Genomic DNA, 16,133 nt, shown 5'->3' on the forward strand with positions numbered 1-16,133 from the left:
GTGAGGATTGAGAAGTCAGGGGGAATAAAATCGGGAATATTGAGAACATCGAGAATCGCAGAGTGGTGCGTCCGAATGGACTCGAACCATCGACCCCCACCATGTCAAGGTGGTGCTCTAACCAACTGAGCTACGGACGCACATTACCCTACAAATAATAAGATTGGTGCGTCCGAATGGACTCGAACCATCGACCCCCACCATGTCAAGGTGGTGCTCTTAACCAACTGAGCTACGGACGCAATACCCTAATCTTATTACCTGCCATCAATGCTGACAGCGGGGACGAATATTAACGATCCGCCCGACTGCTGGCAAGGAGAAAAACACAATATTCACCGCAAACTCACGTAATTGCTGCGCTTTTACTCATTGCGCTGTTTTTTTCCTCACCTTTTCGCTTGCTTAAGCATTAATCGCCAGTTTGACTCCAGCAATTAATGCTTAGCTAGTCTTGCCTAGTGTGCTGCTTTTTGCAGGATAAACTCCGTTGGTTGTTTTTGTAACCAACGGATGCGCAAGGCCATTAAGATAGCCGCAGCGGTTAAGCCGATAACAAACCCAATCCAGAACCCCTGTGGCCCCATGGCGGGTACAATATAGTCGGTCAGTCCCAGCAGGTAACCGCTTGGTAACCCCAGCAACCAATAGGCGGTAAAGGTAATAAAGAAGATCGAACGGGTATCTTTATAGCCACGTAACACACCGCTGCCGATCACCTGAATGGCATCAGACAACTGATAGAGCGCAGCCAGCAGCATCAAATGGGAGGCCATCATCACGACTTCAGGTGTTTTGTTATACAGCAGGGCAATGTGTTCGCGGAAAATAACCGTAAACACCGCGGTTACGCAGGCCAGCATCAAACCGACAGCAATACTGGTATAAGCTGCGACCTTTGCTTGATCAACCGAACCTTGCCCGAGGCGGAAGCCGACACGAATAGTGGCCGCCACACTCAGTGACATCGGCAACATAAACATCAGTGAGCTAAAGTTGAGCGCGATCTGGTGCCCGGCAACCGCGACTATGCCTAGTGGCGAAACCAGTAATGCCACCACAGCAAATAGGGTCACTTCGAAAAACAGTGCCAGTGCAACAGGTAGACCCAGGCCGCCCAAACGTTTCATCACTTGCCAGTCTGGTGCTGCAAACCCTTTTTCCAGTTTGATGTCTTGCTGCGAGCGAGCGCGGGTAACATACCACCGCATCATCAGGAACATTACCCAGTAGACGGTTCCGGTGGCCACCCCACACCCCACACCCCCTAAAGCCGGTGCGCCGAACTTACCGTAGATGAAAATATAGTTAATAGGAATATTAACCAGCAAACCAATAAAACCTATCACCATCCCCGGTTTTGTTTTGGACAATCCTTCGCACTGATTACGCAGCACCTGAAAGAATAGATAACCGGGCGCGCCCCACATAATGGCATGTAAGAAACCAACCGCTTTATCTGCCAATATTGGATCAATATTATGCATTTGCTTAATAACGTGGTCGCTATTATATAGCACCAACATAATGAGCAGTGAAACGCAGAACGCCAGCCAAAATCCTTGCCTGACTTGATGGGCAATCTGGTTACGCCGCCCTGAACCATTAAGTTGGGCAACCGTAGGGGTTAGCGCCAGCAGTAAACCATGGCCGAATAAGATAGCCGGTAGCCAGATAGATGTCCCCACGGCCACCGCAGCCATATCGGTTGCGCTGACAGAACCGGCCATAATGGTATCAACCACGCCCATCGCAGTTTGAGACAATTGCGCGATGACGACGGGAATAGCGAGAGCCAATAAGCTACGCGCCTCTACGATGTACTTCTGCACGTATGCACCTTTTTTATTTATTGAGGTTATTTATCGCAAAATAAGCGCTAAATAAAATAGCGGAAAAACGATATATCCAAAGCGCTTGGGGCTGTAGGTAGCAAGCAAAGCCCGATGGGCTGACGTAGGTCAGTGATTCGGGAGAGAAAAAGTCGCTAGCAACCCTACAACGTCAAGAAATAAGCGTATTAAAGATTGTACCTCCTCGTCGAGCTTAAGCAATCCTTGTCATTAAAAATCAGCAAAATACCGCGTAGGCAGTTTTTTATTCTAAGTGGTTTGGTTTTCCCTCTCTTCTGAGGCAAAATCAACGCAGAGAGCACTTCTTTTTACAGATAACTGATGAGAGGCATGGCGTATGTTTACCGGTATTGTTCAAGGCACCGCGCCGGTGGTTGCCATCGAAGAAAAATCCAATTTTCGTACTCATGTGGTAGAAATGCCAACTGAGATGCTGCCTGAATTAGCCTTAGGCGCTTCTGTTTCCCACAATGGCTGTTGCCTGACGGTCACTGCGGTTGAAGGTAATCGGGTTAGCTTTGATTTGATGAAGGAAACACTGCGTATCACTAACCTGGGCGATATTAAGGTGGGTGACGTGGTTAATTTGGAGCGCGCAGCTAAATTCAGTGATGAAATTGGTGGGCATCTTATGTCCGGCCATATTATTTGTACCGCTGAAATTACCAAAATTTACACATCAGAAAATAACCGTCAGATCTGGTTTCGTATGCCCAACGTTGATCTGATGAAATATGTATTACATAAAGGTTTTATCGGTATTGATGGCATCAGCCTGACTATCGGTGAAGTGATAGGCAACCGTTTTTGTGTGCATCTGATCCCGGAAACACTGGCACGTACCACGCTAGGTAAAAAGCGCTTAGGGCATAAGGTCAATATCGAGATAGACCCGCAAACGCAGGCAGTAGTGGATACCGTTGAGCGAGTACTGGCGCAGCGCGATATTGTCCATGCGACGGAGGCCGTGGAAAAAACGGTGCGTGAGTCGTGAGTCGTGAATAGGTAGAGCCACAGTAGGATAAAAGTGAAGCAGGGGTTGATGCCCCTGCTATCAAACCAGTGATGTTTAAACCGTGGTGCGCTTAACGGGGAACCCGAATACCGTCTTCTACTCCATTAGGGCTAAACAGAACTTGCCATAATTGAATGTCTCTGGCGCGGAATGCCCCGGCACAAGCATTCAGATAATAGCTAAACATCCGTTCAAACCGCGAAGAGTAATTCTGCGCCAGAGTTGGCCATGCCGCTTGGAAACGGGCATACCAGGCCATTAATGTTCGGTCATAATCTGCGCCGAAATTATGCCAGTCTTCCATGATAAAATAGGGCTCGCTGGCCTGAGCAATATGTTTCACGGACGGTAGGCAACCATTAGGGAAAATATATTTATTAATCCACGGATCAATACTGAGATCAGTCCGATTAGCGCCAATGGTGTGCAGCAAGAACAACCCATCAGGTTTTAAATTGCGATTTACCACATCAAAATAGGTGCGGTAATTCTTTGGCCCCACATGCTCGAACATCCCCACCGACACAATACGATCAAACTGTTCATTCAGATCACGATAGTCCTGCAGCAGGATAGTGACATCCAAACCTGCGCAGCGCTCTTGCGCCAATTTTTGCTGTTCCGCTGAAATGGTCACCCCTGAGACAGAGACCCCGTAATGGCGGGCAGCATAAGCGGCAAGCCCACCCCAGCCACAACCGATATCGAGCAACTTCATGCCCGGAGCCAATTGCAGTTTTTCGCAGATCATCCGCAGCTTATTTTCCTGCGCTTGCTCAAGGGTGGTGGCGTCTTTCCAGTAGCCGCAGGAGTATTGCATATTGGGGTCGAGCATGAGACTAAACAGATCATTACCTAAGTCATAATGCTCTTTGCCGACAATCCAGGCGCGTTTCTTTGATTGCAAATTAATAACGCGGGCGGCGGCAATACGTAAAGTATCTTTGAGATGGTGTGGAAGTTGATTTTCCAGGCCAGCACGGAGAACTCGCTGGAAAAAGATATCCAAACGATCACACTCCCACCAGCCGTCCATATAACTCTCACCTAATCCCAAAGATCCTTCTTGTAATACCCGCTTAAAAAAGTCTGGGTTATTAACTTGAATGTCAAAGGGGCGTGAGCCATTGATTTCAATATCAGCCCGGTTCAGCATCTCTTGCACTATGCGGAACCACGGATTTTCTTGAATGCTCTGGTCTTCTATACAGGATGAACTCATAGCTTCTCCATCACTTTCTTCTGACTTATGACCCGCGATAATTATCTATATGCGCGAATACATACCAATTAGGTTGTTGTGACCTTGGTGTCTGATATCCGTTACGGACAGAGGAAGATTAAGAAGAAACCCTAATTATGTTTTGGTTTAGGGCAACTCATCCATAAGAGTAAATGTGACGCAATCCACGCGCACAGAAAGTGCTTAAGATAATGCTTTTTTTTAATGATATTGTAACTGGTTAAACCGAGTATAGGCTTGCCGGGACGCTTTCTCAATACTAAATCGTTCCCGGCTTTTATGCCGCTTAGTGACTATTTCTATTGAAAATTAATTCCCTTTTTATCTTTTCGCAGCGCATAGCAATGAATGCCATATCCCAATAGTGCTAAAACAACCGTCGACAGCATGACCGTCACTGTTGCCAGCAATGCCTGGCTGATAAAAGCGGACACCATCATGCTCGCGACAAAACACAAACCTAGCTGAAGCGTGTTTTGCAGTGCAGCGGCTTTACCCGTGTTCGCCGGAAAAGGCATTAACGCATTTGCTACGATAATAGGGTAGCAGGCACCATTCACAAGCGCCATTATGCAGAAAGGAATAAGTAAGCTCACCAGTGTCGGTGTGGTAAAGGTTGCGATGAGATAGAGCGCGATCATGCTGGCGCTATAGCCCGCTAACAGCCAAGGCAGCAGGGTGTTTCCTTTTATGCGAGTCAGAGCACTACGACAACCGAAACCGCCTAAGAGGAAAGCCAGTGTCTGCGGAACATAGCTTAAACCGATAGCGTTCGGGCCATATCCCATGTTGCCCAGAATAAAAGGTGAACCGGTTAACCAGGCGAAGAATCCGGCACTACATGCGGCGAACATCATCACGTTGCCGCTAAACAGTGGCGATTTCAATAACTGGTAGAAACTGATCCTGGTCTTACTTTGATCGATTTTATCAGTTGCGGATTTTTTCCGCTCTTTCAGCCGTGCCGTTGGGATCAGCAGCAGCAGGGTAATGGCCAGCAGAACGACAAAAATGGCGCGCCAACTGAAGTGATTTAACAACCAGGCACCCAGCAAAGGTGCCAGTGCCGGCGACAACGCCACCAGCGGCATAATGGTGGCAAATACACGGTTGGCTTTACCGTCGCGATAACGATCCACCACCAAGGCTTGCCAGCTCACGGCCGCAGAACAGACCCCCACCGCTTGAATAAAACGCAGGATTAATAACTGCGTGGCTGTCTCAACCCACAAAATCCCCAGACAGCCGATGGCAAATAACCCCAGCCCGACTAACAGCACCGGTTTACGGCCTATTTTATCGGATACTGGCCCCCAGATAAGTTGGGCGATAGCGAAACCCGCGAGGAAGATACTCAGGCTGGCACTGATGGCACCGGCGGAGGTTTGCAGTTCTTGTTGCATTGCGCCAAAGGCGGGCAAATACATGTCGGTGGCCAGGTAACCCAGCATACTTAAGCCGGCCAGGTAGAACATGAAGCTAGATGTGGTTTTCATTCTTTATTCTCAATTTGAAAATGTTGCAGGCGCTGCTGTTGTAAATATATTGTTGTTGTAAATGTATTATTACAGGCAATTTTATTGCGGGGGGCATTCTATCCGGCGAGTGATTCTATTGTGAAACGGTAATATTTGCGCCATGCTATCAAAATATTTGATATCTGAATGGTTGAGCAAAAGGAGCCGGAAATAATGTGGTCTGAATACTCACTGGAGGTGGTTGACGCGGTCGCGCGTACCGGTAGCTTCAGTGCCGCCGCTCAAGAATTGCACCGCGTGCCATCGGCGATAAGTTATACCGTGCGCCAGCTTGAAGAGTGGCTGGCGGTACCGCTGTTTGAACGGCGTCATCGTGATGTAGAATTAACCGCTGCCGGCGTGGTTTTTATCAAAGAAGCTCGCGATGTTATCAAAAAAATGAATGGCACCCGCCGACAATGCCAACAAGTGGCGAATGGCTGGCGGGGGGAATTAACCATTGTGGTGGATAAAATCGTCAAACCACAGCGAAGCCGCCGCTTAATCCTCGATTTCTATCGACATTTTCCTGATATAGAATTACGGGTACGTTATGAGGTGTTCAATGGCGTCTGGGATGCGCTGGTGGACGGGCAGGCTGAAATGGCCATCGGAGCCACTCGTGCTGTGCCAGTGGGAGGGCGGTTTGTTTTTCGCGACATGGGCTTTTTAAGTTGGCAATGTGTGGTGAGTGTCGAACATCCATTAGCGCGGTTAACCGGGCCACTGACCGATGATCAGCTACGGCCTTACCCCTCACTTTGTCTGGAGGATACCGCGCGAAACCTGCCGAAACGGGACACCTGGACGCTAGATAATCAGCAGCGGCTGGTGGCACCGGACTGGGCGGCGGGGATTGACTGCCTGTGCGCGGGGTTATGTGTTGGCATGGTGCCTGCACATATGGTCTCGCCGCTGATTGCGCAAGGGAGACTGGCGGCGCTCACCTTGGCTGAACCACTACCGGATAGCCCATGCTGCCTCACGTGGGAGCAGAACAACCATTCGCCTGCACTGGCATGGTTGCTGGAGTATTTGGGTGACAGTGTCACGCTAAATGCTGAGTGGCTGAAAGACAACAATCAATCATCAGCAAGTGAGTGACGGCACTAGCAACTGACGGCAAATAACAGCGCCGATAGCAGAGTTTGCTACCGGCAGCAGAGAATTAACGGCGATAATCGCGGAACGGGCCATCCGCAACAGAACGTCGCTCGACCAGTTTCGGGTGCACCTCAATGGTCTGGGGATCTTCGCGCTTGCTGACAATACGGTCGAGCAACATCGCAAAAGCGGTTTCCCCCAATCGCTCTTTTGGCTGATGAATGGTGGTCAGCGCGGGGGAGAAATAGCGCGCGTTGCGCACATTGTCATACCCGATCACTGAAATATCCTGCGGCACCCGCAAGCCCAGCTCATCGGCCGCGCAAATTGCGCCCATCGCCATAATATCGCCGCCACAGAATACCGCGGTCGGGCGATGTTTTTGCGTCAGAATCTGGTGCATGGCTTTATAACCGGATTCCGGTTCGAAATCGCCTTGAACCACCCATTCATCACGCACTGTGATATTGGCCTCTTCCAGCGCTTTCAGGAAGCCCTGATGGCGACCACCACCCGTATTACGGGATAGTTGACCGGGGATCGCGCCGATATCACGATGGCCGCGCTCAATCAGATAACGTCCAGCCAAATAACCGCCTTCAAAGGCGTTATCGATAATAGAGTCAGTAAAGTCGCCACGCGCCGTGCCCCAATCCATCACCACCATCGGGATATTACGATAATCTTCGAGCATCCCCAGCAGCTGCTCAGGATATTCTGAACACATCACCAGCAGCCCATCAACACGCTTTTGTGCCAGCATCGCCAGATAGGCTTTCTGTTTATCCAGATTATTATGAGAGTTACATAAGATCAGTGTGTAACCCTTGCTATAACAACTGTTTTCAACTGCTTCGATCACTTCAGCAAAATAGGGTGCTTCGCTGGATGTTGCCAGCAAACCAATTGATTTGGTGTGATTAACTTTCAAACTGCGGGCTACAGCACTGGGCGAATAATGCAGTTCTTTGATGGCCGCCCACACGGCAGCCTTGGTATTTTCGGCGACGAAACGAGTTTTGTTAATCACGTGCGAAACGGTGGTGGTGGACACACCCGCGTGTTTGGCCACATCTTTAATCGTTGCCATAAAAAAATAACTCCTAAGCTTACCTGTTACAGTAGGTAAGTATTATGTTAATCGTTTGCCTGCAGACTCGAAAACCACTCAGACAGAAGCATGTTATTGGGCTGGAAAATGGAATCAGCGGGTTGTCTGAGAGTATTTATTGGACGTTATTGGTCGGTATGCAGTTATGAACTGCGAATTTTGGCTGATCTGGAGGAAAAGTGAAAGAGGTATTCAAAGTTATAAAGTGCGTAATGAGCACAAGATTTTTTTTCTGAATTGTGGGAAGATATTTTAACACACTAACTATGTGCCTTTTTCCTACTACAAACTGACCGGCTGAGGAATTTTTATGGATACCAATCTGAAAATGTCGCTGATTACGACTGTTGGTGCGCTGGCGATGATTATTGCCTTTAGCTTCGTGGCGGTAATGAATTAATTAACCCGCTTGCCGGTAAATTAGTTAAGTAGGGCGGTTTACCCGCCCTTAATTATTTCTTGATGTGCTAACACATCGTCTCGCACTTATTGCCTTATCAGGCTAAATTCTTCTCAACGAATGACCAGTTAACCAGCGCCCAGAAATTTTCCAGGTATTTTGGCCGCGCATTGCGGTAATCAATGTAATAAGCATGTTCCCACACATCTACCGTCAGCAACGGTTTATCCGTGGTAGTCAGCGGGGTTGCCGCATTAGACGTACTCACAATCGCCAGCGTGCCATCTGCTTTTTTAACCAGCCAAGTCCAACCTGCGCCAAAGTTTTTCACGGCGGCATCGGTAAATTGTGCTTTAAATTCAGCAAAAGAACCAAATGATTGATTAATGGCATCAGCCACTTTACCCGTCGGCTCACCACCACCATTTGGTGACAAACAGTGCCAGTAGAAAGTATGGTTCCAGACTTGGGCCGCATTGTTAAAGAGACCACCGCTGGAGGTTTTTACGATCTCTTCCAGCGTCTTGCCAGCAAACTCAGTATCTTTAATCAGATTATTGAGGTTAATCACATAGGTGTTGTGGTGTTTGCCGTAATGGTACTCCAGTGTTTCAGCTGAGATATGGGGTTCCAGCGCATTTTGTGCATAAGGTAATGCCGGTAATTCAAAAGACATAGCTCTCTCCTTTCGGGTTGCTCAGGGTGTTTGCTCCTCAAATCCCATCAATAGCCGCAGGCCATGATGTGGCGAAGAGCGGTTAAAAGCGTAATTGTTGTATTTTTGTTGTGGGTATTAATCTTAACAATTTTCGACAGGAATGACAGTTATAACCACAATATTAGTATGGTAATGGTGTCGGCATCATCCAGGATAGATCACTGGGGTAACAGGAGTTAGGGGGTGGAGCACTCACACCCAGCAGCAGCGCTGGCTGTGAGTTGAAGGATTAGCGGATAGTTTTAGGTGTGACCACGCGACGAGCGCCGACATAGTGATCTTGCCAGTAGTCGTTATCCAACATGCTAATGCGGATCTCTTCGCCAGTACGCGGGGACTGAATAAACTTGCCGTTGCCTAAATAGACACCGACATGATCGGCAACGCCGCGATTAGCGATATTGAAGAACACCAGATCACCACTCTCTAATTCAGCACGTTTGACTGGCGCGGCATCACGCAAATGGTACATCTCGTTAGCAGTTCGCGGCATTTTTATTCTGATGACATCTTTATAGGCGTAATAAATAAGCCCACTGCAATCAAAACCGGTATTCGGCGAGGTGCCGCCCCAACGATAAGGTTTACCGACTTGTTTCATCAGTTTGCTCATTGCAGTTTGCTTTGCATGTTGGTAGCGCTTTTTATGGGCAGGGCTAAGCTTAATTTTATTATTTGCTACTAATTCTGTGCCAGCTTTACCTTGAGTTTTATTTCGATGCCGACCATAAGCAATTTTTTCTGTTTTTTTGACCGCCGCCACTTTTTTATTGGCCGCTGTTTTAGTATTCGTCTTTTTGGCACTGCTCGTTTTTTTTGTGGCCGGTTTACTCACTTCTTGCGCTTTCTTTTTAATGGTTTTCGTCGTGTTACTGGCTATGCTCTTTTTATTGTTGCTGACTACAGTTTTATTTGTGCTGGTTTTGCTGATGGAAGTTTTATCGCTGGTTATTTTCGCTTTCTTAGTACTTTTATCAGCTTTTCGCTTTTTACGATCATCAGGGCTGGCTTGGCTGACCTGACCTTTCTTCTGTTCCGCCGACACCTGTGCCTGCGGCGACGCATGCGCCAAATTTAAGAATAGTTGGGTAAACAGCAGCACAAACAGCGTAAGAATTAAACGCATAATAACGCTACCAACCTTAGCCCTGAGATGAATATGAAGAGTCACAGTATTGCCGAAACTCAGGATATAAAAAAGCGAAGAGATACAGGATTCTAATCGATATTGTGAGAAAACGTTAATGGCTTCACAATTGTAGCTTATTTATGCTCTCAACGAGCTTAAATCAACCATTCGTCAACGAGTTATATTCGTCGTATTTGAAAGCGCAGGGTTGTTAGCTACACTCATTCGTCCGAATCACTTACTTGGGTTAGCTCATCGGGATCCATTTGCTTGCTACTTACCTGCGGTCCCAATGATTTAGGGTATTATTGAAATCGACTCCCGCCACTCTATAACGAAGATATTAGTGAAGTGATGGGATCAAAAATGTTATTCTTAATGCACATATTTGTAGCTGGCAGATAACTTTTTGCTGATAGCATAAAGCCCCTGCAAAAGATGGCGTTTTATTCCAGCGGTGACAGTCGCTACAATAGACCGGACGTAATAATGATATTGAGTAAAAAGCATTGTAGCCATGATATGGCTTGAGGAAGCAAGAAATGACGACGATTGATAAAATTCAGCGCCAGATAGCAGAAAACCCAATCCTGCTGTACATGAAGGGCTCGCCAAAGCTGCCAAACTGCGGTTTCTCTGCTCAGGCTGTGCAGGCGTTATCTGCCTGTGGCGAACGCTTTGCTTATGTTGATATCCTGCAAAATCCGGATATTCGGGCTGAGCTGCCAAAATATGCCAATTGGCCGACATTCCCGCAGCTGTGGGTAGATGGCGAATTAGTTGGCGGTTGCGACATTCTGATGGAAATGTATCAGCGTGGTGAATTGCAACAACTGCTGAAAGAGACCGCAGATAAGTACCGTTCACAGGAAGATCAACCCGCTGCAGAGTAATGTGCGCTGGTGGTCAGTGAAACAAAAAAGGTGGCTTACGGGCCACCTTTTCATATTTCTAACATGCCGTTTTCTGATAAAAAACGCGTTACTCGGACTCTCCCGCCGGTATTGGCCAGCCGCCCAATTTCTTCCAACGATTAACCAGCTCGCAGAATAGCTTTGCGGTTTGCATTGTGTCGTATAAGGCCGAATGCGCCTGGCTGCTATCAAACGGAATGCCTGCGGTTAGGCAGGCTTTTGCCAACACGGTTTGCCCCAGCACCAGCCCGCTAAGGGCGGCGGTATCAAAAGTGGCGAACGGATGGAACGGGTTGCGCTTTAAACTCGCTCGCTCAGCCGCAGCCATGACAAAACTGTGATCGAAATTGGCGTTGTGCGCCACGATGATTGCCCGGTTACAGCCTTGATCTTTGAGCCCTTTACGAACCGCTTTAAAAATGGCGTGTAAGGCATCGTGTTCACTCACTGCACCACGTAAAGGGTTGGTAGGGTCAATCCCATTAAACGCCAGTGCTTCAGGTTGCAGATTGGCACCTTCAAAGGGTTCTACATGAAAATGTAGCGTTTCATCAGGCAGCAACCATCCCTCTTGATTCATCTGCAAAGTCACGGCGGCAATTTCTAATAATGCATCGGTTTGAGCATTAAAACCGGCGGTTTCTACATCAATTACTACGGGGTAATACCCACGAAAACGGCCACTCAGGGCGTTAAGGTCACTTTTATCTGCCATCAGTTTCTTATCTTCATCGAATTCAGCACACATTATGTCAAATTTTGGCGCAGGATGCAGGGGGATATCGCGATGATAAAAAAGGCACCGTGCTGGTGCCTGTTGGTTAATCAATTTCCGAGGCCGTGTCCGGCGCTCTTATTCTCGATTAACTCGATTTTATAGCCGTCCGGATCTTCGACAAACGCAATGATGGTATTGCCACCTTTGACCGGGCCTGCTTCACGGGTGACTTTTCCACCCGCCTGACGAATTTGGTCACAAGTGGCGGCAACATCATCCACACCCAGCGCCAAATGGCCAAATGCACTCCCCATCTCGTAGCTCTCTACGCCCCAGTTATAGGTCAGCTCAATCACTGAGCCTTCACTTTCATCGCTATAACCGACGAACGCCAGCGAGTATTTATACTCGGTATTTTCGCTGGTACGCAGTAAACGCATCCCTAATACCTTGGTGTAGAAATCGATGGAGCGTTGCAGATCACCGACGCGGATCATGGTATGGAGTAAGCGCATAATATCCTCTGTTTACATTTTGCCTGGTTTTTGGGCAAGGGTGACGAAAACCAGGTTCAAGTATAGCCCCGGCAATTAAATCAGTTCAATGGGTTACAGAAAATGAAGCGGGGCAAATCATCACGGCCAGACCTAGCCTGACCGTGATGAGATAAGTCGATTAGCTGGTAGAACTCATTACAGCGTCGGGTAATCAGTGTAACCCTTAGCACCGCCGCCGTAGAATGTTTCGCCGTCAGGCTCATTCAATGGGGCATGTTGTTGCAGGCGAGCGACTAAATCTGGGTTAGAAATATAGCTGCGACCAAAAGCCACAGCATCAATAAAGCCTTTCTCAATCAGATCTTCGGCCTTCTCGGCGGTATAGGCACCCGCGCCGACAATGACACCTTTGAAGCGCGCACGAACGGCATCACGGAACGCCTCTGAGTAAGGTTTACCACCGGCCCAATCTGGCTCGGAGATGTGCAGGTAAGCGATATGACGTTTGTTTAATTCATCAATCAGATACAGTGCCGCTTCTTCCTGATCTTCGCCATTATCCAGACCATTGAACGGCCCTAATGGGGAAATACGGATACCAATATGTTCAGCACCCCATTCAGTTGCGGTGGCATCAACCACTTCCAGTGTCAGGCGGGTACGGTTTTCGATGCTACCACCGTATTGGTCGGTACGCTGATTTGAGGCGGGAGACATAAACTGATGCAGCAAATAGCCATGGGCGGCATGGAGTTCGATATAGTCAAAACCCGCTTCGCGAGCATTGGCTGTTGCCTGACGGAAATCATTAATGATGCCCGGGATCTCTTCTGTTTCCAACGCGCGCGGGGTGGAGCAGGGAACGCGCACCCAGGCACCGTTTTCATCGCGCACTGTGGTGCGGGTATCAGCGGCAATAGCTGAAGGCGCTACTGGCGCTTGTTGGCCGGGCTGCAAGCTATTGTGCGAAATGCGTCCAACATGCCACAGCTGCACGGCAATATGTCCACCTTCCTCATGTACCGCCTGAGTGATTTTCTTCCACGCGTTCAACTGCTCCTGAGTGTGTAATCCTGGTGCTCCCGCGTAGCCTTTCGCCTGGAAAGATATTTGGGTTGCTTCAGTGATAATCAAACCGGCACTGGCCCGTTGACGATAATATTCCGCCATTAAAGGGGTTGGGATATCACCTGGCTCAATACTGCGTAAGCGAGTCAGTGGTGCCATAAATACACGGTTTGGCAAAGTGAGCGCGCCAACCTTCAAAGGGGAGAACAGTTTAGCAGTCTTCATGGTGCATCCTATATTAATAGACCAGTCAACTAGTGGCTGGGTAAATCCTGAAGCACAAAGTTTGCGATCAGAACCATTGGATTATTGGGTCGGTGGTAGCATCAATTCGATACTTTCTAGCGCACAGGTCAGCGGGGTAACGGAACGTTTTACCTTAGCCCGCAATGCAGCACCCAGCCACAAGGCATAGAGTGTTTCTGCGGTTGCGGCCGGAGAGAGCATGGTGCGCAGCGAGCCCTCTTCAATCCCGGCTTCGATGGCATCTTGCAAACGACCAATCACTCGTGCAGTGCCGATATCCAGCGCGTGGCGCATGGGTTCGGATAGATCACTCACTTCAGCTGATAGTTTAACCGCCAGACAAGCGTTGTGGCACTCGCTGCCGCAATAGTTAGCAATAGATTGAGCAAAATAGTGCAGCAAATGGTGACGTTTATCGCCTTGCGAGCCAGTAAGCAGACTCTCCATTGCAGCGTCATAACGATCAAAATAGCGCTGTAACATCGCCTCACCAAATACTTCCTTCGAGCGGAAATAGTGATAAAACGAGCCTTTCGGAATACCCGCAGTGCTGAGTAGCAGGCTAAGCCCCATGCCATTAAAGCCAAGGCGCAGACTAAGACTTTCACCCGTTGCTAACAGGTAATCACGGGTGTCTACATGTGTGTGCTGTATTTTGTTCATGCCGCAGAGCGTAATAGACCGATCGGTCTAGGTCAATAAAAAAATGCCAGCGAATAGCTTCACTGGCATTAACTGGCTGTTTTTCTATCGAAAATTCATCAGTGGTTTTGGCTCATCTGTTAGCCCTGAGTGCGGCATTTCTCCAGCAAATCCATCCCAGATTGATATTCATTGGTTTGAATGTTCATCATGCCCAATAGGGTATGGAAGAGATTATCCTGTGAAATTTCATCATGTTGTGCGCTCTTGGCTAAGCACTGGCGATCGATGTCATAGTTTTTTGTATATTCAGGCGATAACCACATTAAAAAAGGAATGTGGGTTTGCTGACTAGGGGCGAACATATAAGGTGTTCCGTGCAAATACATGCCATTTTCGCCCAATGACTCGCCGTGATCAGAGAGATAAACCAGTGCGGTATTAAATCTGGCACTCTGCTGTTGCAGCAATTTAATGGTGTTATTCAACATGGCATCAGTATAAAGAATCGAATTATCGTAAGTATTCACCAGCTCCTGTGAGGTGCAATCCTGAATTTGGTTGCTATCGCAGGTTGGGGCGAACTGGCGTATCTCAGGAGTAGAACGGCGGTAATAAGCGGGACCGTGGCTGCCCATTTGGTGTAATACGATGACCCCGTCACCTTGTAGCCCATTGATATAATTATCCAACTTATAGAGTAGCGCGTTATCTAAGCAGACACCATTCTCGCAGTCGGTGGTTAATTGCAGCTGTGTCACATCCTGATGGGGAATGCGGTCACAGGCTCCTTTACAGCCACCATCATTTTCACGCCACAAAACATTCAACCCAGCGCGGGCAAGAATATCCATCAAGCCCTCCTGATGGCTGGCCAGTGTGGCATCATAATTTTTACGCGGCATATTGGAGAACATGCACGGCACGGAAATCGCGGTTTCAGTACCACAGGATGAGGCATTCTTAAAATAGGTCACATCCTGTTTTTGCAGGCGCGGGTTGGTCTCGCGACCATAGCCACCTAAGGAGAAGTTCTCGGCACGGGCAGTTTCTCCCACCACCAAAATCACCAAAGTTCTCTTCTGTTGCCCACTGATCACCGGCCCTTTATGGGCATCTTCACCAATCTTCACCAGCGACATGTTGCTGGCGAAATATTTATGTTTGGCAAATTGAAAACTGCCGCTGACAAAATTAGATGGCGTAAGCATCTTAACGATGCTTTTATTGTTGCGGATCAGCGAGGCGTAATCTTTATAAAACAGCGTCGCGACCAGCATGATAATGACCGCTGATAGCAGAATATTTGCCGCCCGTAGCCCCAGCATGTACCACCAGGGGCGGGTTGCCTGAATACGCACGAAGCAGATAATGATGGCAGGAATGATACCGAGCACCAGCAGCCAGAGCGCCATGCGTGGCGTGAAAAGGGCGGTCGCTTCCTGTGAGTTGGTCTCAAAGGCGTTTTGCATCATATTGGCGTCGATCACGGCACCATAGCTGAACATAAAGTAGTTGGCCGCCGCACCGCCCAATAAAAACAGAATAATGATCGGCTTGCGCAGCAAGGGAACGGCCAACAGGCTAAAAATGATATTGAGTGCGCAGAAAATAACCAGCGGAATGGTTGCGGCGAAGAAATAGTTTTCACTGCTGTCAAAACGGATCAACGACCAGGCTTTACTAATAAACAGCGCATTATGACAGAGGGTAAAAAACAGCGCACAGCTGAGAATAAAACCGAGACTGTTACACTGTAACTTATATCGAACATTCATCGTGAAAATTGAATCCTAGAGTTCACTAATTGCATGAATGATATCGATTGAAACTTAAGATAACCTTAGCGGTATAGTGGCGCGCGGCACTGTTTGGCGGGTTTTATCCGACGGGGTAAAATAGAGGCTTGCCAGCAGTGGCGAAGCAGGCTTCAATTAAGATATAGCTGAAACACTCAG

At 48.2% G+C, this 16,133-nt stretch carries 15 protein-coding genes and 2 tRNA genes; 4 read left to right on the forward strand and 13 right to left on the reverse strand.

The features are described from left to right. Positions 1-63: 63 nt before the first annotated feature. The 3 genes from AACW11_RS18800 to AACW11_RS18810 all read right to left on the reverse strand — a co-directional run bounded on the left by AACW11_RS18800 (position 64) and on the right by AACW11_RS18810 (position 1,832). Positions 64-140 (reverse strand) — tRNA-Val (locus AACW11_RS18800). Positions 141-164: 24 nt separating this feature from the next. Further along, positions 165-242: transfer RNA gene (locus AACW11_RS18805), tRNA-Val, on the reverse strand. Positions 243-458: 216 nt separating this feature from the next. Then, positions 459-1,832, reverse strand: coding sequence for an MATE family efflux transporter (locus AACW11_RS18810; protein WP_212585146.1), 1,374 nt, complete (start codon positions 1,830-1,832; stop codon positions 459-461). Between the two features lie 358 nt (positions 1,833-2,190). On the opposite strand from AACW11_RS18810, the gene AACW11_RS18815 reads away from it, so the two are divergent. Beyond that, positions 2,191-2,847: a riboflavin synthase subunit alpha gene (locus AACW11_RS18815; protein ID WP_212585147.1), complete on the forward strand. Its 657-nt coding sequence runs from the start codon at positions 2,191-2,193 to the stop codon at positions 2,845-2,847. 91 nt (positions 2,848-2,938) lie between these two features. On the opposite strand, the gene cfa is transcribed toward AACW11_RS18815, so the two are convergent. Continuing rightward, a complete protein-coding gene (gene cfa, locus AACW11_RS18820; RefSeq protein ID WP_212585148.1) occupies positions 2,939-4,090 on the reverse strand; it encodes a cyclopropane fatty acyl phospholipid synthase in 1,152 nt (383 codons plus the stop codon). 320 nt (positions 4,091-4,410) lie between these two features. Then, positions 4,411-5,607 (reverse strand): purine nucleoside transporter PunC, encoded by a 1,197-nt coding sequence (gene punC / locus AACW11_RS18825; RefSeq protein WP_212585149.1) that lies wholly within the window; start codon positions 5,605-5,607, stop codon positions 4,411-4,413. Positions 5,608-5,802: 195 nt separating this feature from the next. Between punC and punR the strand changes: the two genes are divergently transcribed. Continuing rightward, positions 5,803-6,732 (forward strand): DNA-binding transcriptional activator PunR, encoded by a 930-nt coding sequence (gene punR, locus AACW11_RS18830; protein WP_212585150.1) that lies wholly within the window; start codon positions 5,803-5,805, stop codon positions 6,730-6,732. 64 nt (positions 6,733-6,796) lie between these two features. Here the strand turns inward: punR and purR are convergent, their stop codons facing one another. After that, positions 6,797-7,822 (reverse strand): HTH-type transcriptional repressor PurR, encoded by a 1,026-nt coding sequence (gene purR / locus AACW11_RS18835; RefSeq protein WP_004874249.1) that lies wholly within the window; start codon positions 7,820-7,822, stop codon positions 6,797-6,799. Between the two features lie 331 nt (positions 7,823-8,153). Here purR and cydH point away from each other — a divergent pair, with 331 nt between their 5' ends. After that, positions 8,154-8,243 (forward strand): cytochrome bd-I oxidase subunit CydH, encoded by a 90-nt coding sequence (cydH, locus tag AACW11_RS18840; RefSeq protein ID WP_016266160.1) that lies wholly within the window; start codon positions 8,154-8,156, stop codon positions 8,241-8,243. Positions 8,244-8,340: 97 nt separating this feature from the next. On the opposite strand, the gene sodB is transcribed toward cydH, so the two are convergent. Continuing rightward, positions 8,341-8,919, reverse strand: a complete 579-nt coding sequence (gene sodB, locus AACW11_RS18845; protein ID WP_212585151.1) for a superoxide dismutase [Fe] — start codon at positions 8,917-8,919, stop codon at positions 8,341-8,343. A 271-nt stretch (positions 8,920-9,190) separates the two neighbouring features. Further along, the gene (locus AACW11_RS18850) at positions 9,191-10,087 is read right to left on the reverse strand and encodes a C40 family peptidase (protein WP_212585152.1); all 897 of its coding nucleotides are present in this window, start codon (positions 10,085-10,087) and stop codon (positions 9,191-9,193) included. 545 nt (positions 10,088-10,632) lie between these two features. Here AACW11_RS18850 and AACW11_RS18855 point away from each other — a divergent pair. Then, positions 10,633-10,983, forward strand: coding sequence for a Grx4 family monothiol glutaredoxin (locus AACW11_RS18855; RefSeq protein WP_004874252.1), 351 nt, complete (start codon positions 10,633-10,635; stop codon positions 10,981-10,983). Between the two features lie 88 nt (positions 10,984-11,071). Here AACW11_RS18855 and rnt read toward each other — a convergent pair whose 3' ends face one another. The 5 genes from rnt to eptA form a co-directional block, all read right to left on the reverse strand. Next, on the reverse strand, positions 11,072-11,719 hold the full coding sequence (rnt, locus tag AACW11_RS18860; protein ID WP_212585153.1) for a ribonuclease T: 648 nt from the start codon (positions 11,717-11,719) through the stop codon (positions 11,072-11,074). A gap of 110 nt (positions 11,720-11,829) precedes the next feature. Further along, positions 11,830-12,237 carry a lactoylglutathione lyase gene (gene gloA, locus AACW11_RS18865; RefSeq protein ID WP_049600210.1) on the reverse strand — a complete coding sequence of 136 codons (408 nt, stop codon included), beginning with the start codon at positions 12,235-12,237 and terminating at the stop codon, positions 11,830-11,832. 177 nt (positions 12,238-12,414) lie between these two features. Next, complete coding sequence (locus AACW11_RS18870; protein WP_212585154.1) at positions 12,415-13,512, reverse strand: alkene reductase; 1,098 nt, start codon at positions 13,510-13,512, stop codon at positions 12,415-12,417. Positions 13,513-13,593: 81 nt separating this feature from the next. Next, positions 13,594-14,196: a TetR/AcrR family transcriptional regulator gene (locus AACW11_RS18875; RefSeq protein WP_212585155.1), complete on the reverse strand. Its 603-nt coding sequence runs from the start codon at positions 14,194-14,196 to the stop codon at positions 13,594-13,596. A gap of 119 nt (positions 14,197-14,315) precedes the next feature. Next, complete coding sequence (gene eptA / locus AACW11_RS18880) at positions 14,316-15,953, reverse strand: phosphoethanolamine transferase EptA (RefSeq protein ID WP_212585156.1); 1,638 nt, start codon at positions 15,951-15,953, stop codon at positions 14,316-14,318. Positions 15,954-16,133: the final 180 nt, after the last annotated feature.

The sequence above is a fragment of the Yersinia sp. Marseille-Q3913 genome, assembly GCF_963892745.1.
In the GTDB taxonomy this organism is placed as follows: domain Bacteria; phylum Pseudomonadota; class Gammaproteobacteria; order Enterobacterales; family Enterobacteriaceae; genus Yersinia; species Yersinia bercovieri.